The sequence below is a fragment of the Stenotrophomonas sp. 1337 genome (assembly GCF_031455455.1).
GTDB lineage: Bacteria > Pseudomonadota > Gammaproteobacteria > Xanthomonadales > Xanthomonadaceae > Stenotrophomonas > Stenotrophomonas indicatrix.
The window spans coordinates 232279-253078 of the sequence record NZ_JAVDSR010000006.1; the positions used below are offsets into that span (position 1 = coordinate 232279).

21 protein-coding genes and 1 tRNA gene are annotated in these 20800 nt (G+C 65.7%); 11 read left to right on the top strand and 11 right to left on the bottom strand.

The window, feature by feature from the left end; all coding sequences use genetic code 11:
- Positions 1 to 3: 3 nt before the first annotated feature.
- The 5 genes from J2X70_RS11285 to J2X70_RS11305 all read right to left on the bottom strand — a co-directional run bounded on the left by J2X70_RS11285 (position 4) and on the right by J2X70_RS11305 (position 3709).
- On the bottom strand, positions 4 to 483 hold the full coding sequence (locus J2X70_RS11285) for a hypothetical protein (protein ID WP_059063732.1): 480 nt from the start codon (positions 481 to 483) through the stop codon (positions 4 to 6).
- Between the two features lie 293 nt (positions 484 to 776).
- Entirely contained in the window at positions 777 to 1709 is a 933-nt protein-coding gene (locus J2X70_RS11290; protein ID WP_309910361.1) for an XVIPCD domain-containing protein, read from the bottom strand.
- Positions 1625 to 2248 (bottom strand): alpha/beta fold hydrolase, encoded by a 624-nt coding sequence (locus J2X70_RS11295; protein ID WP_309910363.1) that lies wholly within the window; start codon positions 2246 to 2248, stop codon positions 1625 to 1627. The genes J2X70_RS11290 and J2X70_RS11295 overlap by 85 nt, the downstream gene beginning before the upstream one ends.
- Positions 2245 to 2883 carry a hypothetical protein gene (locus J2X70_RS11300; RefSeq protein ID WP_080149209.1) on the bottom strand — a complete coding sequence of 213 codons (639 nt, stop codon included), beginning with the start codon at positions 2881 to 2883 and terminating at the stop codon, positions 2245 to 2247. Before J2X70_RS11300 ends, J2X70_RS11295 begins: the two co-directional genes overlap by 4 nt.
- Positions 2884 to 3622: 739 nt before the next feature.
- Positions 3623 to 3709: transfer RNA gene (locus J2X70_RS11305), tRNA-Leu, on the bottom strand.
- A gap of 115 nt (positions 3710 to 3824) precedes the next feature.
- Here J2X70_RS11305 and J2X70_RS11310 point away from each other — a divergent pair.
- The 5 genes from J2X70_RS11310 (at position 3825) to J2X70_RS11330 (ending at position 8947) form a co-directional block, all read left to right on the top strand.
- The gene (locus J2X70_RS11310) at positions 3825 to 4847 is read left to right on the top strand and encodes a TraB/GumN family protein (RefSeq protein ID WP_059063734.1); all 1023 of its coding nucleotides are present in this window, start codon (positions 3825 to 3827) and stop codon (positions 4845 to 4847) included.
- 58 nt (positions 4848 to 4905) lie between these two features.
- A complete protein-coding gene (locus J2X70_RS11315) occupies positions 4906 to 5358 on the top strand; it encodes a BLUF domain-containing protein (RefSeq protein ID WP_223482232.1) in 453 nt (150 codons plus the stop codon).
- Positions 5359 to 5469: 111 nt separating this feature from the next.
- On the top strand, positions 5470 to 6756 hold the full coding sequence (locus J2X70_RS11320; RefSeq protein ID WP_032976496.1) for a nucleotide sugar dehydrogenase: 1287 nt from the start codon (positions 5470 to 5472) through the stop codon (positions 6754 to 6756).
- A 44-nt stretch (positions 6757 to 6800) separates the two neighbouring features.
- Positions 6801 to 8423 (top strand): FMN-binding glutamate synthase family protein, encoded by a 1623-nt coding sequence (locus J2X70_RS11325; RefSeq protein ID WP_309910366.1) that lies wholly within the window; start codon positions 6801 to 6803, stop codon positions 8421 to 8423.
- 62 nt (positions 8424 to 8485) lie between these two features.
- Positions 8486 to 8947 carry a GNAT family N-acetyltransferase gene (locus J2X70_RS11330; protein ID WP_033830792.1) on the top strand — a complete coding sequence of 154 codons (462 nt, stop codon included), beginning with the start codon at positions 8486 to 8488 and terminating at the stop codon, positions 8945 to 8947.
- A 25-nt stretch (positions 8948 to 8972) separates the two neighbouring features.
- Here J2X70_RS11330 and J2X70_RS11335 read toward each other — a convergent pair whose 3' ends face one another.
- On the bottom strand, positions 8973 to 10220 hold the full coding sequence (locus J2X70_RS11335) for a TIGR03862 family flavoprotein (RefSeq protein ID WP_309910369.1): 1248 nt from the start codon (positions 10218 to 10220) through the stop codon (positions 8973 to 8975).
- Positions 10207 to 10641 (bottom strand): FKBP-type peptidyl-prolyl cis-trans isomerase, encoded by a 435-nt coding sequence (locus J2X70_RS11340; RefSeq protein WP_025878883.1) that lies wholly within the window; start codon positions 10639 to 10641, stop codon positions 10207 to 10209. Before J2X70_RS11340 ends, J2X70_RS11335 begins: the two co-directional genes overlap by 14 nt.
- 69 nt (positions 10642 to 10710) lie before the next feature.
- Between J2X70_RS11340 and J2X70_RS11345 the strand changes: the two genes are divergently transcribed.
- From J2X70_RS11345 to J2X70_RS11360, 4 genes are all read left to right on the top strand, one after another.
- Positions 10711 to 11076 carry a DUF6164 family protein gene (locus J2X70_RS11345; RefSeq protein ID WP_032976499.1) on the top strand — a complete coding sequence of 122 codons (366 nt, stop codon included), beginning with the start codon at positions 10711 to 10713 and terminating at the stop codon, positions 11074 to 11076.
- A 296-nt stretch (positions 11077 to 11372) separates the two neighbouring features.
- Entirely contained in the window at positions 11373 to 12140 is a 768-nt protein-coding gene (locus tag J2X70_RS11350; RefSeq protein ID WP_032976500.1) for a sulfurtransferase, read from the top strand.
- Between the two features lie 122 nt (positions 12141 to 12262).
- The gene (locus J2X70_RS11355) at positions 12263 to 13258 is read left to right on the top strand and encodes an LLM class flavin-dependent oxidoreductase (RefSeq protein ID WP_032976501.1); all 996 of its coding nucleotides are present in this window, start codon (positions 12263 to 12265) and stop codon (positions 13256 to 13258) included.
- A 67-nt stretch (positions 13259 to 13325) separates the two neighbouring features.
- Positions 13326 to 13823: a pyridoxamine 5'-phosphate oxidase family protein gene (locus tag J2X70_RS11360; protein ID WP_025878887.1), complete on the top strand. Its 498-nt coding sequence runs from the start codon at positions 13326 to 13328 to the stop codon at positions 13821 to 13823.
- Between the two features lie 89 nt (positions 13824 to 13912).
- Here J2X70_RS11360 and J2X70_RS11365 read toward each other — a convergent pair whose 3' ends face one another.
- Positions 13913 to 14566: an exopolysaccharide biosynthesis protein gene (locus J2X70_RS11365; protein ID WP_025878888.1), complete on the bottom strand. Its 654-nt coding sequence runs from the start codon at positions 14564 to 14566 to the stop codon at positions 13913 to 13915.
- Complete coding sequence (locus tag J2X70_RS11370) at positions 14550 to 15854, bottom strand: hemolysin family protein (RefSeq protein ID WP_032952108.1); 1305 nt, start codon at positions 15852 to 15854, stop codon at positions 14550 to 14552. Before J2X70_RS11370 ends, J2X70_RS11365 begins: the two co-directional genes overlap by 17 nt.
- A 292-nt stretch (positions 15855 to 16146) precedes the next feature.
- Between J2X70_RS11370 and J2X70_RS11375 the strand changes: the two genes are divergently transcribed.
- Positions 16147 to 16773 (top strand): DUF47 family protein, encoded by a 627-nt coding sequence (locus tag J2X70_RS11375; RefSeq protein ID WP_025878890.1) that lies wholly within the window; start codon positions 16147 to 16149, stop codon positions 16771 to 16773.
- Between the two features lie 13 nt (positions 16774 to 16786).
- Positions 16787 to 17908 carry an inorganic phosphate transporter gene (locus tag J2X70_RS11380; RefSeq protein WP_025878891.1) on the top strand — a complete coding sequence of 374 codons (1122 nt, stop codon included), beginning with the start codon at positions 16787 to 16789 and terminating at the stop codon, positions 17906 to 17908.
- A gap of 483 nt (positions 17909 to 18391) precedes the next feature.
- Here the strand turns inward: J2X70_RS11380 and J2X70_RS11385 are convergent, their stop codons facing one another.
- Both J2X70_RS11385 and J2X70_RS11390 read right to left on the bottom strand, forming a co-directional pair.
- Positions 18392 to 19888, bottom strand: a complete 1497-nt coding sequence (locus tag J2X70_RS11385; protein ID WP_032976502.1) for a S10 family peptidase — start codon at positions 19886 to 19888, stop codon at positions 18392 to 18394.
- Positions 19889 to 19986: 98 nt separating this feature from the next.
- On the bottom strand, positions 19987 to 20565 hold the full coding sequence (locus J2X70_RS11390; RefSeq protein WP_080149202.1) for a GNAT family protein: 579 nt from the start codon (positions 20563 to 20565) through the stop codon (positions 19987 to 19989).
- Positions 20566 to 20800 lie beyond the last annotated feature (235 nt).

Genomic DNA, 20800 nt, shown 5'->3' on the forward strand with positions numbered 1-20800 from the left:
GTCTCAGCGCTTTCCGACGCCCCGTTCGGGGTGGCGAGCGGCCATGCCACCACTGGAGGTGGTGCTCCAGTTGCCGCTCAGATCGCGCACGCTGGTGGAGTAGGAGCCGTCGCTATACTCAGTGCGCCACCTGCCGCTCAGGTCACGCTTGCTGACCGAGTAGCTGCCGTCACTGTACTGGGTGCGGATGTTGCCGCTCAGGTCAGTGCTGCTGTTGGAGTAGCTGCCATCGCTGTGGGTGGTGCGCTTGCGGCCACTCAGATCGGTGGTGGTGGTCGAACGGCTGCCGTTGCTGTGCTCGGCGGTCACCCGGCCGGACAAGTCGCGCTTGATGCGGCTGGACGATCCGTCACTGTTGCGGATATCCAGGCTTCCGTCGAGGTTGCGATGACTGTCCGAACGACTCTGCGCCGATGCCGGTGCGGTGGCCTGGGCGAGCATCGCGACCAGCGCCAGCGATGACGCGATCCCTATCCACTTCATGGCTGATCTCCTTGTGCGCGGTTCGGCGGCCGGGGCGGGGGGTTCGATTCTGCCATGCCGGCCTGAAGGCGTCCTGATCGCGGAAACGGCAGCTGAGTGGCCGCATTCCCTCCGGCGGGCTGCTGTGCGCAACCAGCGGTGCGGACCCTTTGTGGGAGCGTCAATGCTTGATTGGGTGTGCTATTCCGCCTGAATGGAAGCCGCCTACCAGAAGCTGGTCCGCATGACGGGTGCCACCGTGTCGCTGCGGGAGTTCGCCGCGCTCTATGCCCACGATCCGGGCAGGCGCTGGGCTAGCTCATGCGCATCGCGGCTCGCGTCTGCTCCTGGGCGTGGTCCTGCTGGGCGACCTGCTGTGCCTGTGAAATCTGCTCGACCTTGGCGAGCGACTGCTCCACGGGTGTGTTGACGGCCTCGCTGATCGCAACCGACGCCCGCAGGTGTGCCGGATTGTCGAGCTCGCCCTGCACGACGAACATGCGCGGGCCCGAAACATTGCTCGGCGGAGTGCCCAGCACGACGTGATCGACGCGCTCCAAACCGCTGCTCTTAGCTGTTGCCAGCAAGCTGGCCGTCATTCGCTCGCTGATTTCATCGAAGCCGCGCCCGTGCTTGGCATCCAAGGCGGATACGCCATCGCGAATCTGCCGGTAGAGCGCATGGTCTGAGTGACCTTCCTTTCTGGGATCCAGGCCTGCCTTGTCCAAGGTTGATTCGATGCTTTCTTGCAACGGGCTCTTGGGAGAGAAGCCTGGATTGGTCAGAGAGGGCGAGCCCTTGTCGGTTGCATCCGGGACCAGCTGCCCGCCGGGCTTGAGCGCATTGTGGGCGCGCTGCTCCGCTTCAGCTTCTTGGCGAGCGTATGCACCGGCTTCCTCGGTGCCGCGCAGGTAATTGACCCCGTCGCGCATGAGTCCGGGGCCGCCGCCGACAAGCACGGTCGCTCCCATACGCAGCTGATGAATATCACTGCGGTAGTCGGCAATCCGGCGCAGGTCTTCAGGGTCTGTGACCCGGGCTCTGGGGTCGTCCAGTACAGACTGCACCGGCCCCTTGTCGGTCATCCGATCAAGGAAATGAACCATTCGATGGGAATCCCCCAACTGGACCGCCACAGCGGCGGACATGAGGTGGCCGCTTTTCAGCCCAGGTGCTCCGAGGGACGCGATGCGTTGGCCCTGCTCGGCGGTGCGCAGAACCTCCAGTTCCTTGGGGAGCGCGTACATCTCAACCTTGCCGTAATGCGGGCCGCCCGCACTGACCAAGTCGCCTGCCATGACATGGTTGGTGAACGGCGCCGCATTGGCTGGCCTTCGGAAAGGCGATAGGCCAACCCGGCAGCGCCGTACGGATTGAACGCGTCGCCGGGGAGGTTGTAGTGGTGCGCGGTGATCTGTGCGAGCGCGCCGCCCAGTGAATGGCCGGTGACGTGCACTGGCCCATACCCATTTTCCTCAGCCAGTTTGGTTGCCTGCTTGGTGAGCGCAAGAGCATCGCCAAGCTGTGAATTGATTCTGGCGGTGACCATCGCAGCGTCGATGCCGCCATCAAGTACTGCCTGGCGATCAAATTCGGTTCCACGATGGGCAGCGATGACTTCTTTTGTTTCTATGTTGAGGTAGACAACACCTTGATATCCGTTCCCGGAGTCGCGACGGGCCAAAACCGTGTATTTCGTTCCATCAATGGCGATGTCGGAATCGGGGGGCGGGAGGGGGTCCTTATAGACATGGTTCGAAAGCGTGGCGTTTTCCCTAGCGTTCATGGCGTTGTTCCTTCAACCCGTGTGGATACTTCGATTGGGAAGTATTCCTTGCGCTTGTCTTGTGGCATCTTTTCGTACCAACTCGAAGGTTCGGTTGGAGTCCGGCTTGGCGTTTGCCCCGTGGTCATGGGGGGCAATGCGCGCTTTATATAGGCGGTGAAGGTTTTCCCGCCTTCAATCTCACTGAATAGAGCTGAGACTGATGCACGGATTGGCCGATCATCGATGATGAAGGCGAACGAAGCTTCTACGAGAGCAGGTGTCCATGTGCACGGGCCACTACCGTAATAGTCAGCAACTTCCATTCCGTCCTTGAACACGGTGCTGCTGAATTCTGTAGCACTTATACGCCGTACTGGGGGATCAATCGTGTGCTGGTTCGGTTCGTATTGCACACCCTCGTAATTGTTGATCGGGGGGAGGCAAAGTGGATCTATCTGGTAGGTGACGGATACCTTGGGAGTTGGTATCTCCAGTGGCGCGTCATGGACCCGGATGATGATGGGCAGCGCATCCGCAGGTACAGGATTTTCGCGGTAAACAGGATACGAGCGTTCCTTGTGGCAGCCTGAAATGACCAAGCTGATCAAAGCGATCAATGCCGCATGGGAAAGGCTTGCGAGAGATTTCAGCATGAGCCGTCCATGTCGCGGATTGACGAACTGTGGGGGCATGCTTGTACAGCTTTACTGCGGAGCATGGTTCTCGGTGCGTGAAGCTGCCGACAGGATTGCCTTGATCGGTGTTCAGCTGGACAAGAGCTATGGCTGTGAAAGCCTGCGCGATGAGCATTTCGGGGCAAATACGACAGTCTCGTCGCCGCCGTCGGCTCGTTCCCATAGCCTCCATTCTTGCGCCCCAGCGATACGGGGCCATGCGAGATAGCGTTCATCATCGCTCCATTGCTCTTCATCAACAGACTATACGGCTCGTTTCTGCCGTGTTCCATAAAGATGTGGGAGACGAGGAATGAGCGGGCGGCCTGCATCTTCCAGGGTAAACGCTATGCCGAGCGCTGGTGCGCGGGCAGGCTGGCCCCCCGGATGCGGCTGCGAGCAGCTGTGGCTCGGATGGTGGACGACACTCCGAGCGAGCCTCTACCGCCGCTGCCCGCCCTGCCGCCTACACAAACAGCTGCAGCAGGCACGCTGCTTGATCGAGGGGGGCGAGGGACCTAGAACGAGTAAAGGAAGCGCTGGCGCCAATCCGTTCGCCGGCGGTGATGAAGCCAAGGGCGAAGGACCCGATGAAGACACGGGTGAGGACAGGTCTGAGGGAACTGCGCCGGGGCGTGTGAGCCCGGCCAGCTCGCTTTTGCGGAGCAAGTCAAAAATTGCGGAGCGCCGGGAGCTACAAGAAATCGCCCGAAACCGTTGGTGCCCGGAGCCGGAATCGAACCGGCATGGGGTTGCCCCCGGCGGATTTTAAGTCCGATGCGTCTACCAGTTTCGCCATCCGGGCCTGCAGCGCGCGCCGATTGTAACGGAATCGCCGCCGCTGCCGCCGGCTAACGCGGCTTTTACGCAACCGGGCGCGGGGCTGGGTACAGTCCGCCAACATTTCCGGGAATGGCGATATGCGTGCACGCGGCGAGCGATGGATCGGATGCAGTGCCGTGCTGGGGCTGATGCTGGCGATTGGCCCGGCTGCCGCGCAGCAGGTGCCTGCGCCCACCGGCGCGGTGGTGGACATGGAGACGGTGCAGGTGACCGGCGAACAACCCGGCCCCGGCCTCTGGAAGGTCACCGCTCCACAGGGGCATGTGCTGTGGATCCTGGGCACGGTCTCGCCGTTGCCGAGCGGGGTGCAATGGCGCTCCGACGAAGTCGAGCGGACCATTGCCAGCGTCGACCATGTGCTGGGCGATCCGGGTTTTGCCCTCGATGCGAAGATCGGCGTGTTCAAGGGTCTGACCCTGCTGCCACTGGCATTGAAGACCGCGCGCGATCCGCAGGGGCGCACGCTTGACCAGATCCTGCCGCCGGCAACGCACGCGCGCTGGCTCGGCCTGAAACAGACCTACCTGGGCAATGACCGTGGCGTGGAAAAGGACCGTCCGCTGGTGGCCTCCGGCCGCTTGTACCAGGCCTTCCTCAAGCGCAACGGCCTGCGCGATGGCAAGCAGGTCAAGGAAGCACTCGGGCGCGCGTACAAGGCGCACGATCTGAAGCCGGAAGACGTGCAGGTCAAGCTGAAGGTCGACGACATCCGTGGCACGTTGAAGGAGCTGCAGGCCACCGAAGTCGATGACCGCGCGTGTTTCGAACGCACGCTCGACACGGTGGAATTCCAGGCACCGGTGCTGCGCGAGCGCGCCAACGCCTGGGCGCTGGGGGATGTCGCGGCACTGCGTCGGCTGTCGGGTTCGGCGATGGCCCAGACCTGCCGCGAACTGCTGCAGGATTCGGCCTTCGTGCGCCGGCGCGGCTGGAGCGATATGCCGCAGCAGGTACGCACGCGCTGGCTGCAGGGCGTGGATGCGGCGCTGAGCCGTCATCCAGGCACCTTCGCGACGGTGCCGGTCAGCCTGCTGCTGGGCGAGGGCTATCTGGATGCGCTGGTGCAACGCGGTTATCAGGTCGAGTCGCCGCCGGAATAGCCAACGCTTGAAGTCCTCGTGCTTCCTGTCATATTCCTCTGCACTCAGGAGGGGAGTGATGGACATGCCGTTGCATGCGTACGCTTATGTCAGCACGGCCAGGGAGGGACTGGACGTGCCCGAGCTCGATGCATTGCTGGCCGATGCGACCGCGTTCAACCGCATGGCCGGGGTGACCGGGGCGTTGATGTTCGATGGCAGCCGTTTCCTGCAGTACATCGAAGGCCCACGGGATGGGCTGGCTTCGGTGCACGCGCGGATCGGCAACGCGCGTCGCCACGGCAGCATCATCCAGCTTGCCGCAGGCCCGATCCCGAGCCGCTGGTTCCCGCGCTGGACGATGGCCAACCGGCACGTGGATGCGGCGACGCTGGGCAGCATCGTGGCGGCCCCGTGGCATGGTTTCAGCCTGGGGCAGGAGCCCCCGGAGCATGGCTTCTGCCTGTTGTTGCGGGCCTGGACGGGGCGGCACGGCGAACTCGAGCCGGCTGCCGTCAGCCTCGGATCCTGATCCGGGCGTGGTCTGGCGCCGCTGCCGCGGTTAACCTTGTCGGCACGTTTGCCTGCTCCCGGATCCTCGCATGACCCAGTGGACACCATCGCCGCCTGTTGGACGCCGCGCATGAGTGCGCCGATCGGCGCAGCACAGAGCCCGTCCCCGGCCATCATCGGCCTGGGATATGTCGGGCTGCCGTTGGCAGTGGCGTTCGGCCGCCAGCTGCCCACCCTGGGGTACGACATCGATGCTGCGCGCATCGCCGAACTGGCCGGCGGGCAGGACCACACGCTGGAAATGGAGCCGGACGAACTGGCCAGCGCGTCGCTGCTGCGTTACAGCAGCGATCCGGCGCAGCTCGACGCCTGCAACGTCTACATCGTCACCGTGCCCACGCCGATCGATGCCTACGAGCAGCCTGATCTGGAGCCTTTGCGCTCGGCGACGCGACTGATCGCCAGCCATCTGCGCGTCGGTGATCTGGTGATCTACGAATCCACCGTCTACCCGGGTACCACCGAAGAAGTCTGCGTGCCGCTGCTGGAACAGGGCTCGGGCCTGCGCTTCAACGAGGATTTCTACTGCGGCTACAGTCCCGAGCGGGTCAGCCCGGGTGACCGCCAGCGGCGCCTGGCCGACATCCGCAAGATCACCTCCGGTTCAACGCCGGACGTGGCTGCGGTGGTCGATGGCCTGTACCAGCGGATCATCACCGCCGGTACGTTCCCGGTGCCGTCGATGCGGGTCGCCGAAGCGGCCAAGGTGGTGGAGAACATCCAGCGCGACGTCAACATCGCGCTGGTCAACGAGTTGGCCCTGATCTTCGATCGCCTCGGCATCGACACCCAGGATGTGCTCGACGCCGCAGGCAGCAAATGGAACTTCCTGCCGTTCCGGCCGGGGCTGGTGGGAGGCCACTGCATCGGCGTGGACCCGTACTACCTGCTGCACAAGTCCGAAAGCATGGGCTACCACCCCGACCTCATCCACACCGCCCGGCAGGTCAACAACCGGGTGGGCGAACATGTGGCCAAACGCGTGCTGGCGATGCTCGCCGAGCGTGGCCGCATGCCAGCGCACTCGCGCATCCTGGTGCTGGGCGTGACCTTCAAGGAGGACTGCCCGGACCTGCGCAACAGCCGCGCGCTGGAACTGGCCCAGCGGCTGGCCGGCAGCGGCGCGCAGGTGGACGTCAGCGATCCGTGGGTGGGGCCAGCTGCCATGGCGGACGAGGGCGTGAACTGGCTGGCCGAGCCGGTGCCCGGCAGCTACGACGCGGTGGTGCTGGCGGTGGCGCATGAGAGCTTCAAGGCGATGGACGATGCCCATATCCGCAGCCTGTTGGCGCCCGGTGGGCTGGTCTATGACGTGAAGTCCGCCTGGCCGCGCAGCGTGGTCGACGATCGCCTGTAGGTGCTTGCGCGGTAGACTCGGGGCAGTTGCAACCGAGGAACGCCATGCACCGGTATATCGTCTACCTGCTCGCCATCCTGATGTTTCCGATCTGCCTGTGGCTGGCCACGATCTGGCCGGCCTGGTACTGGGGCGTCGGCATTACAGCTGCGATGGTGGCGCTGGGGACCTGGGACCTGCTGCAGAAGCGCAGCACCCTGCGCCGCAACTATCCGGTGATGGCGCACTTCCGTTATGGCCTGGAATCGATCGGCCCGGAGATCCGCCAGTACTTCGTGCAGAGCGATCTGGAGGATGTGCCGTTCTCGCGGCAGCAGCGTGCGCTGATCTACCAGCGCGCCAAGAACCAGATGGACACGGTGCCCTTCGGCACCCTGCGCAGCACATATGCGGTGGACTACGAATGGATCAACCATTCGCTGGCGCCGACCACCATCGCCAAGCATGATTTCCGCGTGCTGATCGGTCCGAACTGTGCCAAGCCCTATTCGGCCAGCGTGTTCAACATCTCGGCGATGAGTTTCGGTTCGCTGTCGGCCAATGCGATCCGCGCATTGAACGAAGGCGCACGCCTGGGGGGTTTCTACCACGATACCGGCGAAGGCTCGATTTCGCCGTATCACCGGGAGATGGGCGGTGACCTGGTCTGGGAGATCGGCTCGGGCTACTTCGGGTGCCGTGACGAAAAGGGCGGCTTCAGCGAGGAACGCTTCGTTGCCAATGCCAACCACGATCAGGTGAAGATGATCGAGATCAAGCTGTCGCAGGGCGCCAAGCCCGGCCATGGCGGGGTGCTGCCGGCGCCGAAGGTGACCGCCGAGATCTCGGTGACGCGTGGCGTGCCGATGGGCGTGGACTGCGTGTCGCCATCGCGCCATTCGGCCTTCTCCACGCCGGTTGAACTGCTGCAGTTCGTGGCCCGCCTGCGTGAACTGTCCGGTGGCAAGCCGGTTGGTTTCAAGCTGGCCATCGGCCACCCGTGGGAATGGTTCGGCATTGCCAAGGCGATGCACGAGACCGGTCTGCTGCCTGATTTCATCGTCGTCGATGGCGCCGAAGGCGGTACCGGCGCGGCACCGGCCGAATTCGTCGATCACGTGGGGGTGCCGATGCACGAAGCGTTGCTGCTGGTGCACAACACCCTGGTCGGCCTGGACCTGCGCGAGCACATCCGTATCGGCGCTGCCGGCAAGATCATCAGCGCGTTCGATATCGCCCGCACCATTGCGATGGGCGCGGACTGGTGCAATGCCGGGCGCGGTTTCATGTTCGCGCTGGGCTGCATCCAGTCGCTCAGCTGCCATACCGACAAGTGCCCGACCGGCATCGCGACCCAGGATCCGGCACGCTGGAAGCATCTGGATGCACCGGACAAGGCCACGCGCGTGTACAGCTTCCACGAGCACACCCTGCACGCGCTGAAGGAGTTGCTGTGCGCGGCGGGCTTGAATGATCCGGCCGAGCTCGGCCCGGAACACATTCTGCGGCGGGTGTCGCCGGTCGAGATCCGTTCGCTGGCCTCGCTGTATCGCTACCTGGAACCGGGCGAGCTGCTGCACAAGGTGCCCGACCACGCGGTGTTCCATTCGTTCTGGGCGGACGCACGCAGCGATTCGTTCCAACCGCCACCGAAGATCCAGGCGCTGCGTGCCAGCAAGTCGCGATGACCCGCGTTGCAGGACCGAGCCCATGCTCGACTGCACGAAAACCATCCATGCAAGGAGGCTGCATGCAGTTCAGGACGGGTACCGACGATGATGTGGGCACGCTGTGGGCCCTGCGAACGCGCTGCGTACGTGAGCTGTGCAGCAGCCACTATCCGCCGGAGGTGATTGCACCCTGGTCGGCATCGCCGCCGCCGGTGCAGTATTCGCGGTTGCTGGGGCAGGGCGGCTGCGTCGTGGCCGAGGATGACCGGGGCAATGTGCTGGGGTTCGGTGTGTTCGATGCCGAGGGCAACGAGATCGATGCGCTGTTCGTTGATCCGGATCGGGGCGGGCAGGGTATCGGCCAGGCGCTGATGCAGCGGTTGCTGGCCCTGGCCGACCCGACGCGGGAGGTTGTGCTGTCGGCCTCGCTCAACGCCGTGCCGTTCTACCAGCGGCAGGGCTTCGTCGCCGAGCGCGAGGAACTGTATCCGCATCCCAGTGGCGTGGCATTGGCGTCGGTGAAGATGCGCCGGCCGGGGTGAAATTTCCGGCGCTATCGCGCGTTGATCAACGCGTGGCCAACCACGCGGTCACGCCCTCTGCCGCACGCAGTCCGCTGGCATAGCACGCCGTCAACAGGTAGCCGCCGGTCGGTGCTTCCCAGTCCAGCATCTCTCCGGCGCAGAACACGCCGGGCAAGGCACGCAGCATCAGGCCCTCGTCCAGCGCGTCCAGGCGCACGCCGCCGGCCGTGCTGATCACCTCGGCCATCGGCCGCGGGCGCAGCAGGCGCAGTGGCAGGCGCTTCAACGTGGCGATCACCGCGGCCAGATCGTTGCCAGCATCCTTGCCCAGTGTTTCGAACACCAGCGCGGTCTTCACTGGGTCCAGTCCAGCCTGGCGACGCAGGTGCTCGCCGAAGCTTCGCCCCTTGCGCGGCTGCGAAAGGTCGGCCAGCAGCCGTGCCTCGTCGCGGCCCGGAACCAGGTCCAGCCACAGCGTGGCGTGGCCGTCGCGGTTGAGGGTTTCGCGCAGGTCGGCCGACAGGGCGTAGATCAGGCTGCCTTCGATACCGTACTCGCTGGCCACGCACTCCCCTTGCAGGGTGTGCGGCTCACCGTCGAGGCCATGCCAATGTGCGACGACCGGCTTCAGTGGTGCGCCCGCATGGCGTTGCGCGAAGAACGGCGTCCATGCAACGTCGAATCCGCAGTTGGCCGATTGCAGCGGCGCGATGTCCACGGCGCGGGCCTGCAACGTCGGAACCCATGCACCGTCACTGCCCAGCTGCGGCCAGCTTCCGCCGCCCAGTGCCAGTACGGTCGCATCGGCACGCACCTCCAGTTCGCCGTTGTCGGTGGCAAAACGCAGTGCGCCGTCGTCGCTCCAGCCCAGCCAGCGATGGTTGACGTGCAGGCGCACGCCCTGTTCCTTCAACCGGCGGACCCAGCCGCGCAGCAACGGTGCCGCCTTGCGGTCGACCGGGAACACCCGGCCGGAACTGCCGACGTAGGTTTCCACGCCGAAGCCAGCGGCCCAGTCGCGCAGCGCCTGCGCGTCGAAACCATCCAGCCAGCGGCCGACGCGGGTTGCCTGCTCGCGGTAGCGGCTGTCGAACAGTGGACGTGGGTCGGAATGGGTGAGGTTGAGCCCACCCTTGCCGGCGATCAGGAATTTGCGGCCCGGCGAGCCCTTGGCCTCGTACAGATCGACATCCAGGCCTGCCGCGCGCAGCCGCTCGGCGGCAAACAACCCGGCCGGGCCGCCGCCAATGACGGCGATGCGGCGCGGCGGGCGGACGTCACTGTTGGACATTGAGCAGCTCGACGTCGAACACCAGCGACGAACCTGCCGGAATCGGGCCGACCTGGCGGTCGCCATAGCCGAATTCCGGCGGAATCATCAGCGTGCGCTTGCCGCCGACCTTCATGCCGGCGACGCCTTCATCCCAACCACGGATGACCTGGCCCGCACCCAGTGTGAAGGTGAACGGCTCGCCGCGCTCGACCGAACTGTCGAAGGTCTTGCCGTGCTTGTTGTCGGCGCGCTCGTCGTAGATCCAGCCGGTGTAATGCACGCTGACCTTCTGGCCCGGCACGGCCTCGGCACCACTGCCCGGCTGGGTGTCGATGCGCTCGAACGTGGCAATGGTGCCTCCCGGCGGCGGGCCGGACGGCTCCGACGAGCAACCAACGGCGGCGAGGGACAGCAGCAGGGGAAGCAGCAGGCGGCGCATCAGGCGTCTCCAGGGGCGATGAGTCGAGGGCGGCAAGGTTAGCGCATCGGCGCCGGGTATCATGGTGGCATGGCAAAACTCCTGCTCAATCTGCGCAATGTCGGCAACGACGAATATGCTGATGTCTGCACGCTGCTGGACCAGCACGGCATCGCCTGGTACCGCACCGAACCCAGTCCGTGGGGCATCTCCAATGGTGGCCTGTGGCTGCGCGAGGATGCCGACCAGCCGCGTGCCAAGGCGCTGATGGCCGACTACCAGGCGGCCCGTGGCGTGCGGGTCCGTGCCGAGCGCGAACAGGCCCTGCGCGACGGCACTGCCGAGACCTTTGGCAGCCTGTTGCGCCGCCGCCCTGTGTTCGTGGTGCTGGTGCTGCTGGGCATGGCGGTGGCGGCGGCACTGGTGCTCCTGCCGTTCATGCTGCTGCGGGGGTAGGGGGTTCGGCCGGGTTGCACCCGGCACCCGCAGAGGCAATGGCAACAGCAACAGCGGGCGTTCCGTCGTGGGCGGGGCGGTGTGGGCAGGCGGGGGACGCCGTAGACCCATCCTTGGGGGCTCGATGGCGCCATCCATGGCGCCAACGGTCCCGCCTGCCCACACCGCCCCGCCCCGGACGCGTTCCGGGTGCTGTCGGTAGATGTCGACCTTGGTCGACACTGTGGTAGATCCAGGCCATGCGTGGATGAACGGTGGAGGCTGATACGGGGGCGGTCAGGCGCTAAAATGGCGGGATGATCGCCAATACCGCTGCCTATCATTTCGCCGTCATCGACGCCCCCCAGGCCCTGTGCGACCAGCTGCAGGCGCGTGCCGAGGCGTCCGGCCTGCAGGGGACGATCCTGGTGGCGGGCGAGGGGCTGAACCTGTTCCTGGCGGGTGCGCCGTCCGCGATCGATGGCTTCTACGCGGAACTGCGTGCTGATGCGCGCTTCGCCGATATGCGGGTCAAGACCAGCTTCAGCGAGCACCAGCCGTTCGCGCGGCTGAAGGCCAAGGTCAAGGACGAGATCATCAGCTTCCGTCGTGACGATGGCCAACCGCTGGACTACCCGCGCGCGCCGGCCATCGATCCTGCCACCGTGCAGCGTTGGCTGCGGCAGGGGCATGATGATGCTGGCAAGCGCGTGGTGATGCTCGATACGCGCAACCTGCAGGAGATCGAGTACGGCACCTTCAAGGATGCGCTGGTACTGCCCATCCACAAGTTCACCGATCTGCCCGAGGCGCTGGCGCCCCATCGTGAAGCGCTGAAGGACAGCACCGTGGTCAGTTTCTGTACCGGTGGCATCCGCTGCGAGAAGGCGGCGCTGTGGATGCTCAACGACGGCATGGACAACGTGCTGCAGCTCGATGGCGGCATCCTCGGCTACTTCGAGGAAGTCGGCGGTGAGGGCTACGAAGGTCGTTGTTTCGTGTTCGACGAACGGGTGGCGCTGGATGCCGAACTGAAGCCGTTGGTGGACGAGCCGTTGCCCGAGCCACGCCCCAGCGCGTTCTGACCCGTCCACATTGGCCTGCGGGCCTGAACCGGCCAGGCAGGAATCAGCGTCCCGCCACCGGCACTGGCCGTGGGGGCAGGGCGACCCCATCAAACGGGGATCTTGTGACGGAAAACCGCCTGATGATCCCGTTGTCGATTCTCGACCTGGCCCCGGTCTGCGAGGGCAGCGATACCACTGCCGCCTTTGCCAACATGCTTGAGCTCGCCCAGCATGCCGATGCGCTGGGCTACCGCCGCTACTGGCTGGCCGAACACCACAACATGCCTGGCATCGCCAGTGCCGCCACGGCGGTGCTGATCGGTCATGTGGCCGGTGGCACCCAACGCATCCGCGTCGGCGCCGGCGGCATCATGCTGCCCAACCATGCGCCGCTGCAGGTGGCCGAGCAGTTCGGCACCCTGGCCTCGCTGTACCCCGATCGCATCGACCTGGGCCTGGGCCGCGCGCCGGGTACCGACCAGCCGACCGCCCGCGCCCTGCGCCGCTATTTCGACAGCGCCGACCAGTTTCCGCAGGACGTACGCGAACTGCTGCATTACTTCGAACCGGTGCAGCCCGGCCAGGCGGTGCAGGCCGTACCCGGCGGCGGCCTGCGGGTGCCGACCTGGATCCTCGGTTCCAGCCTGTTCGGCGCACGCATGGCCGCCTCGATGGGCCTGCCGTACGCCTTCGCCTCGCACTTCGCCCCCGATTCCATGGATGAAGCGCTTGCGGTGTATCGCCGCGAATTCCGCCCTTCGGCCACGCTCAAGCAGCCGCACGCGATGCTGGCGTTGAACGTGGTGGCCAGTGACAGCGAGGCCGAATCGCGGCGGTTGTTCACCAGCCAGCAGCAGAGCTTCGTCAACCTGCGTCGCGGCCGTCCGGGCAAGATTCCGGCGCCGATCGATGACATCGAAGCGTTCTGGGAACCCCACGAGAAGCTGGGCGTGGAGCGGGCGCTGGCGTGCACCGTGCTGGGTGATCCGCAGCAGGTTGCCGATGGCATTGCGGCGTTCGTCGAACGCCATCAGCCCGACGAACTGATGCTTACCGCCAACCTGTACGACCACCGCGCGCGCCTTCGCTCGTTCGAACTGGCAATGCACGCCTGGCATGCCCGCCACGCGGGCTGAACAATTGCGTCACGGCAATTTGCGGTGCGGACGCGTCTGATGGGGACTCCCACTTCCGGAGTCCCCCATGGACGAATCGCGTACCGAGCACATTGCCCAGCTGGCTGAACTGATCAAGGACGTGGAGGTGGCGATGTTCACCACCCGTGGTGTCGATGGGCGCCTCTACAGCCGTCCGCTTGGCACCCAGCAGGTCGCCTTCGATGGCGACCTGTGGTTCGCCACTGCGGCCGACAGCCCGAAGGTGGCCGAGATCGCGCTCGACCCGCGGGTCAACGTGGCCTATGCCTCGCCATCGAAGAACACGTATGTGTCGGTAGCCGGCGTGGCACGGATCATCGATGACCGCGCGAAGGTCGAAGAGCTGTGGTCGCCGGCGATGAAGCTGTTCTTCCCGGGCGGCCCGGATGACCCGAGCCTGCGCTTGATCCACGTGCGTGCAGAGACCGCCGAGTACTGGGACGGACCGGGCACGCTGCTCGGCTCGGCGTTGAGTTTCGTGTTGTCGGCGGTGCAGGATGAGCCGGCACGGTTGGGCGACAACGGATTCATCGATCTGCGTTGATTGCAGTAGCCCGCCGGGCATGGCCCGGCGCTACCGGGCGGGGCTCAGGGTAGCGCCGGGCCATGCCCGGCGAGCGCAGCGGCAGGCGCTCAGAACCAGCGCTGGAACAGGTCGACGGTGTAGCCCACCAGCTGCCCGGAACTGAAGCCGAAGAAAGCGATCGCCACCAGCGCAGCCACCCAGTTGAACAACATCAGCGCGCCATCGCGTTCAAGCAGGGCCAGCGCGAACAGCAGCAACTGGAAGCCGAACAGATAGTTGGTGAACGGAATCGGCAACGACAGCAGCAGGCCCAGCAGCACCAGCAGCAGGCCGCTGAAGGCGTGGGCGGGGGCCGGGGTCAGCAGTTGCGGCATGCGCGGCTTGAGCATGCGGTCGAGGCGGCGCAGGGCACCATCGATGCGATCCAGGAACCGGTGCATGGTGCCGCGCTTCGGCCCGCGACGGGCAATGAAGCCGGGCAGCCAGGGCCGGCGCATGCAGAACAGCATCTGCAGGCCGATCAGGATCACCAACGGACCGCTGACTGCGCCGCCCAGCCCCGGGATGGGGATGAAGGCCGGCAGGATGGCGACGAACAGGAATACACCAAAGGCACTCTGCTGCAGATCCTGCAGGATCTGCCCCAGCTTCATGTGCTGGGCCGGGTCACCGAAGGCGAACATCGCCAGCAGGGTCCGGATGCCCTCGTTGCGGTACTCCGGCGATGCAGCGCCGGGGCCGGCGTCAGGCGGTGAGCTCATCGGCCTGCTCGTCGGACAGGGTGCGAAGCAGCAGTTTGTCCACGCGCGCACCGTCCAGATCGACCACCTCGAAGCGCCAGCCGGCCCAGTCGAAGTACTCGCCCGCGTGCGGGATGCGGCCGAAGAAGTGGATGCACATGCCGGCCAGGGTGTAGTAATCGCCATCCTCGGCGTCGGGCAGGTCGTTGCTGCCGATCAGCTCGCGCAGGTCCTCGATCGGCAGCGAGCCGTCCACCAGCAGCGAGCCGTCCTCACGGGTCACCACCAGCGCGTCCTCGTCGGCATTTTCCGTTGCCTGCAGGCGGCCGACCACCGCGCCCATCAAATCGCTGATGGTTACCAGGCCCTGGATCTCGCCGTACTCGTCCACCACCAGCGCCATCGACTGCTGTTCTTCGCGGAAGATCTCCAGCAGCTTCATCGCATGGGTGGATTCGGAGACGTACAGCGGTTCGCGCAACGTCTGGAACAGCGCGTTGTCGCCGCGTGCCATCCGCGTGGCCAGCGATTTCAGCTCAAGCACGCCGACCACGTCCATGTCGTTGTCGCGGTACACCGGGTACCGCGAGAACTCGTGCTCGGCCATGATCTCCAGGTTCTTGTCCAGGCCACCCAGCGTATCCAGCCAGGCGATCCGGTTGCGCGGGGTCATCAGGCTGTCGGCGGTACGGTCGCCCAGGCGCATCACGCGGTTCATCATGTCGCGCTCGTGGCTGTCGATCACGCCGGCCTCGTGGCTCTCGGCCACCAGCATGCGGATCTCCTCTTCGGTCACCGACGCGACCTCGTCCTTGCCCAGGCCGAACAGGCGCAGCACCAGCTGGGTGGTCTTGGACAGCAGCCAGACGAAGGGGAAGGCCAGCTTGGCCAGCCAGCTCATCGGCAGCGCCACCAGGCCGGCGATGTCCTCCGAGCGGGTCAGGGCCAGGCGCTTGGGCACCAGTTCGCCGAAGATCAGCGTGATGAAGGTGATGAAGGTGACCGCAAGGGCCTTGCCGATGCCGCCGGCGTAGGCGAAGCCCGGCATCAGCCCCTGGATCCAGCCGCCGATGGCTTCACCCAGTGCCTCGCCGCCGAGGAAGCCGGTCAGCACGCCGATCACGGTGATGCCGATCTGGACGGTGGACAGGAAGGCTTCCGGCTTCTCCGACAGCTCCAGGGCCTTGGCCGCGCGCTTGGAGGTGCCGGCCAGCTGCTTCAGCCGGCTCTTGCGCGAGGTCATGACCGACATCTCGGACATGGCAAAGAAGCCGTTCAGCAGAACAAGCGCGAAAACAATCAGGATCATTTCAAACACGGGCATCGTCCCCGGTTGGTGGCAGGGAGGGCGGGTGCTTGCGATGGCGGCAGGCGCTCAGGAACGGGGTCCGGCGCGGCGCTGGGGGATAAGGGTCGTCGTCCATAAGGTGCGCCCGAAGGCGCGCTGGCATCTTAGCAAAGGGCCGTGGCTGGGTGGCAAATGCCTGTTCAGTTTTGGGCGTCCCGACCCCCGGAAAGGGGCAGGGATACCCGTGATGGTCATCTAGCCGTCATAATTCGCACTGGTGCCGTCCTTCCCGCGACGGCTGACAGGTTTCTCAATGTTCTCTCTGCAGACCATTTTCGGTTCCGGCAAACAGTTCTACACCCTGCTCGATGAGGCTGCCGTCGCGGCTTCCGATGCCGCCAAGGCACTGCATTCGATGCTGCGCGACGCCGATCGCCAGCCCGCCCTGGATGCCTTCAAGCTGGCCCGTCTGCGCGAACGCGCGGCTTCGGACAAGATCAGCCAGGCGCTGGTGGACAGCTTCATGACCCCGATCGAGCGCGAAGACATCGAAGCGCTGGGCTCGGCCCTGTACAAGATTCCCAAGCAGATCGAGAAGTTCGCCGATCGCTATTCGCTGGCCACCACCCACCTGGAACACATCGACTTCGCGCCGCGCGCGGCGATGCTGGAGCAGGCCGCTGGCGTAGTGGTGGAGATGGTCGCCGACCTGCGCCACATGAACCTGGACCGGATGACCGCGCTCAACGAGCGCCTGCGCTCGCTGGAAAACGAGGCCGACCGCCTGATGCTCGAACTGTACCGCGACATCTACTCCGGTCGCCTGGACAACCTGCAGATGTTCCTGCTCAAGGAATTCTTCGAGATCCTGGAAAAGGCCATCGACCGCTGCCGCGAGGCCGGTGTGGTGGCGTACCAGATCGTGTTGAAGAACAGCTGACGGGCCGGTACCGATGCTCACCCTAGTCCTGGTGGTGATCCTGGCCGCGCTCGTCTTCGAGTTCATCAACGGCTTCCACGATACCGCCAACTCCATCGCTACCGTGGTGGCAACCAAAGTACTGTCGCCCGGTTGGGCGGTGATGCTTGCCGCCTTCATGAACCTCATCGGTGCCCTGACCGGCACCGCGGTCGCACTGACCATCGCGTCGGGCCTGCTCAACACCAACGTGGTCGACGTGACCCCGCAGGTGATCCTGTGCGCGCTGCTCGGCGGCATCATCTGGAACCTGATCACCTGGTGGAAGGGCCTGCCGTCCTCGTCCTCGCACGCGTTGATCGGTGGCCTGTGCGGCGCCGGCCTGGCTGCGGCCCACAACAACTGGGACGCGCTGATCTGGTCCGAACGGCTTGGCAGCTGGGCGCAGAACAAGGGCCTGCTGTGGAAGGTGTTCGTGCCGATGATCACCTCGCCGATCGCCGGCTTCCTGCTCGGCATCGCAGTGATGGTGCTGTTGTGGGCACTGATCGCAGGCCTGGCCAAGATCGGCGGCGCGATCGGCCGGCTGGCACGTCCGCGCATCGTCAATGCGTTCTTCGGCAAGGCGCAGATCGCTTCGGCGGCCTACATGGGCTTTGCCCACGGCCACAACGATGCGCAGAAGACCATGGGCATCATCGCGATGACCCTGATCGGTGCCGAAGCGACCGGCGCGTTGAACGACCTGCCGTCGTGGCTGGCCTTCATGCATCCGGACGCGCACGCCGGCGACGGCATTGCCATGTGGATCGTGCTGACCTGTGCGGTGGTGATGGCCGCCGGTACCGCCTCGGGCGGCTGGAAGATCATCAAGACCCTGGGCCACAAGATGGTCAAGCTGCACCCGATCCACGGCTTCGCCGCGGAAACCAGCTCGGCCACCGTGCTGACCCTGGCGGCGCACTTCGGCATGCCGGTATCGACCACCCACAGCATCTCCACCGCGATCATGGGCGTAGGCTTCGCCAAGAACCCGCGTTCGCTGCGCCTGGGCGTGATCGAACGCATCGTCTGGGCCTGGATCCTGACCATCCCGGCGGCAGGCGGCTGCGCCTACCTGATCCTGAAGCTGTTCGAGCTGCTCGGCTGGACCTGATGCCAGGAGCCTTGCGGTCAGAGCCCTTTCCCTGTGGGAAAAGGATCTGACCCCGGAAAACAAAAAAGCCCGCCGGATTCCGGCGGGCTTTTTCATTTCATGAAGCATCCGGTTTCCGTTATCCACGCATGGCGTGGATCTACAGTGTCGACCAAGGTCGACACCTACCAACAGCAGCAGGAAGTCGACACCCACCAACAGCAGCCGGAACCTGTCGAAGGCGGGGTGGGTCCGGTTGCGGGGGTGCCTGCGGCATGGATGCCGCGGCCAAGCCCCCAAGGGTGAGGGCGCTTTGCTTGCGAGGCACTGCTTCGCAAGCGCCCGAACGCACAGCCGCCAGCGGCTGGGCCGGTCTGGGGGTTTACGGCGTCCCCCGCAACCGGGCCCACCCCGCCAACCCACGGAAAGCCCGCTTTTGACGTTGCCGTTGCCGTTGCCGTTGCTGTCCGCGGGTGCCGGGCCGCAGGCCCGGCCGACAACCCCTCAATTGCGCTGGAACAACGCCTGCACATCCCTGCGGAACGCCGCCTGGCTGTCAGCCCGGCTGTAGAACATGTGCCCGCCCGGATAGCTGCGCACCTGCACGCGGTCCGGGTTGCTGCCCATCGTCGGCATCTGGTCCACCGTCAGGATCGAGCCCATGAACGGGCAGGACAGGTCATTCCAGCCGTGCACGATCAGCACCTGCAGATGCGGGTCGATCGCCACGGCCTGGCGCAGCTGGGTCACCGCGCCCTCGCGCAGGTCACCATTGCGATCCCACAGACGGTTCACGTCGTAGTTCAGTGCCTGGTAGCGCGCATCCACCTTCCAGCCGACCTCACGGGTAACGAAGTCGACCATCGCCGTGGTGGTCGGGGCGATGATGCTGTCCAGCAGCGGATCGTTGGCGCGCTGCTCCGGATCGTTCGGGAACGGATCGAACGCAGTGACGTTGGAATCGTAGCGGCTGCCCAGCGTGCCCTTGTCGCGGAACACCTCACGCAGGTAGGCCTGGGTTTCCAGGCGACCGCCGGCGCGGCGCACGAACTGCGGGTCCAGGCCGGTCAACTCGGCCACCCGGCGCAGCATCGCCTCGGTCGCCTGCGGATCGCTGCGGCCCTTCATCAACGCGGTGGCGTAGTCGCCGCGGGTGTACTCGACCACCTCGCGCATCGCCGCGTCGGTCAGCTTGCCCTGGCGTTCCAGGTGCGCGGCAGCGATCGACGGAAGGGTCTGCATCCACGCCATCGGCGAGACATCGGCGTTGTCTTCCAGGGTCGGGCTCAGGTAAGGCGACACCAGCACCAGGCCGTTCATCGCCACGCCCAGGCGCGTCTGCAGGAAGTGGGTGATGCGCGGGCCGCGATAGCCGCCATAGCTCTCGCCGGTCAGGTACTTGCGCGAGGCCATGCGCTGGTTGCGCAGCAGCCAGTCGTAGATCGTGCGCGAGAGGTACTCGACATCGGCACTGGGCGTATACAGCTGTTTCTTCGCTTCCTCATCGCCGATGCGGGCGCGGCTGAAGCCGGTACCGACCGGATCGATGAACACCAGGTCGGTGAAGTCCAGCCAGGTGCCGGGATTGTCGTGCAGCTTCGCCGGCGCCGATGCGCTGTCGCCTTCCGAACCGAAGGTCACCACCTTCGGGCCGATGGCGCCCAGGTTGAGGTACACAGAAGATGCGCCGGGGCCGCCATTGAGAGCGAAGGTCACCGGCCGGTCCTTGCCCGGCATCGTGTAGGCGGTGAACACCACATCGGCGATCACCTTGCCCTTCGCATCGCGTACCGGCAGGGTGCCAACGGTGGCGGTGTAGTCGAGGGTGCGGCCCGCCAAGCGCATGCTCTGGCGAGCCGACGCATCGGCCGGCAGGGGCGCGGCTTCGGTCTTTTCTTCTTTCGATTCGGAGGCGCCGTCAGCAGCAGGCGCGGCCAGCACGCAGGCAGGGGCGATCAGCAGGCCGACGCAGAGCGCGGCAGAGTGCAGCAGGAACTTCATGGCACCGGAACGGCAGCGGAAGGGACCCCGATGCTAGGGCGGGGTGCCGCGCACCGTATGTGTCCAAAGGCATGGGCCGGCGTTGTGGCCTGATCCGGTCAAGCGAAGGTGGCTGAGCGCACCGCGTCGTCGGCCAGCAGCCCATACACGGCCGAGTCGGCCAGTTCACCCTGGATACGCCAGCGCTGCCGCAGCAGGCCTTCGCGGTGGAAGCCCAGGCGTTCGAGCACGTGTGCCGAGGCGTGGTTGCGTGGATCGATCTCCGCTTCCACCCGGTGCAGTTGCAGGGTGTTGAACAGATAGGCCAGCACCTGCTGCAGCGCTTCATGCATGTAGCCGTGGCCCTGCTTGCCAGGTGCCAGCAGATAGCCGATTTCCGCGCGCGCCGCGTCCCGATCCAGGGCAAACACCACGCAGATGCCCAGCAGCGGGCCGTCCACCGATTCGCGCAGGGCCAGCTTCAACTGCGTGCCGGTGGCCTGTGCAGCCAGGTCGTCGTCGATCTGCGCGCGTGCTTCGGCCGGACGCGTCCACGCCGGGTGGTTCCACCAGTGCATCACGTCCGGGTCGGACTGTAGGGCGAACAGGGCCGCGGCGTCATCGCGGCGAATGGGGTTCAGCACCAGGCGCGCGCTGTGCAGCGGCAGCCCGGGGAACAGCAGTGAGTTGGCGGGCAATGGGGTCGTCCACGCGGATGAACGCGCATTATGGACCCGCAGGGTTTGCCGATGGCGGCCGATCCAACGGCCCGGTAATGCCGGCCGCTGGCCGGCAGCACGAAGAGGTCCGGTAGTGCCGGCCGCTGGCCGGCAGCACGAAGAGGTCCGGTAGTGGGGGGCGCGGGGCGGGCCCCCCCCGCGAGCCCCCGGGGGAGAAAAAAACACCCCCCCCCGCCGCCGCCCCCCCCCCCCC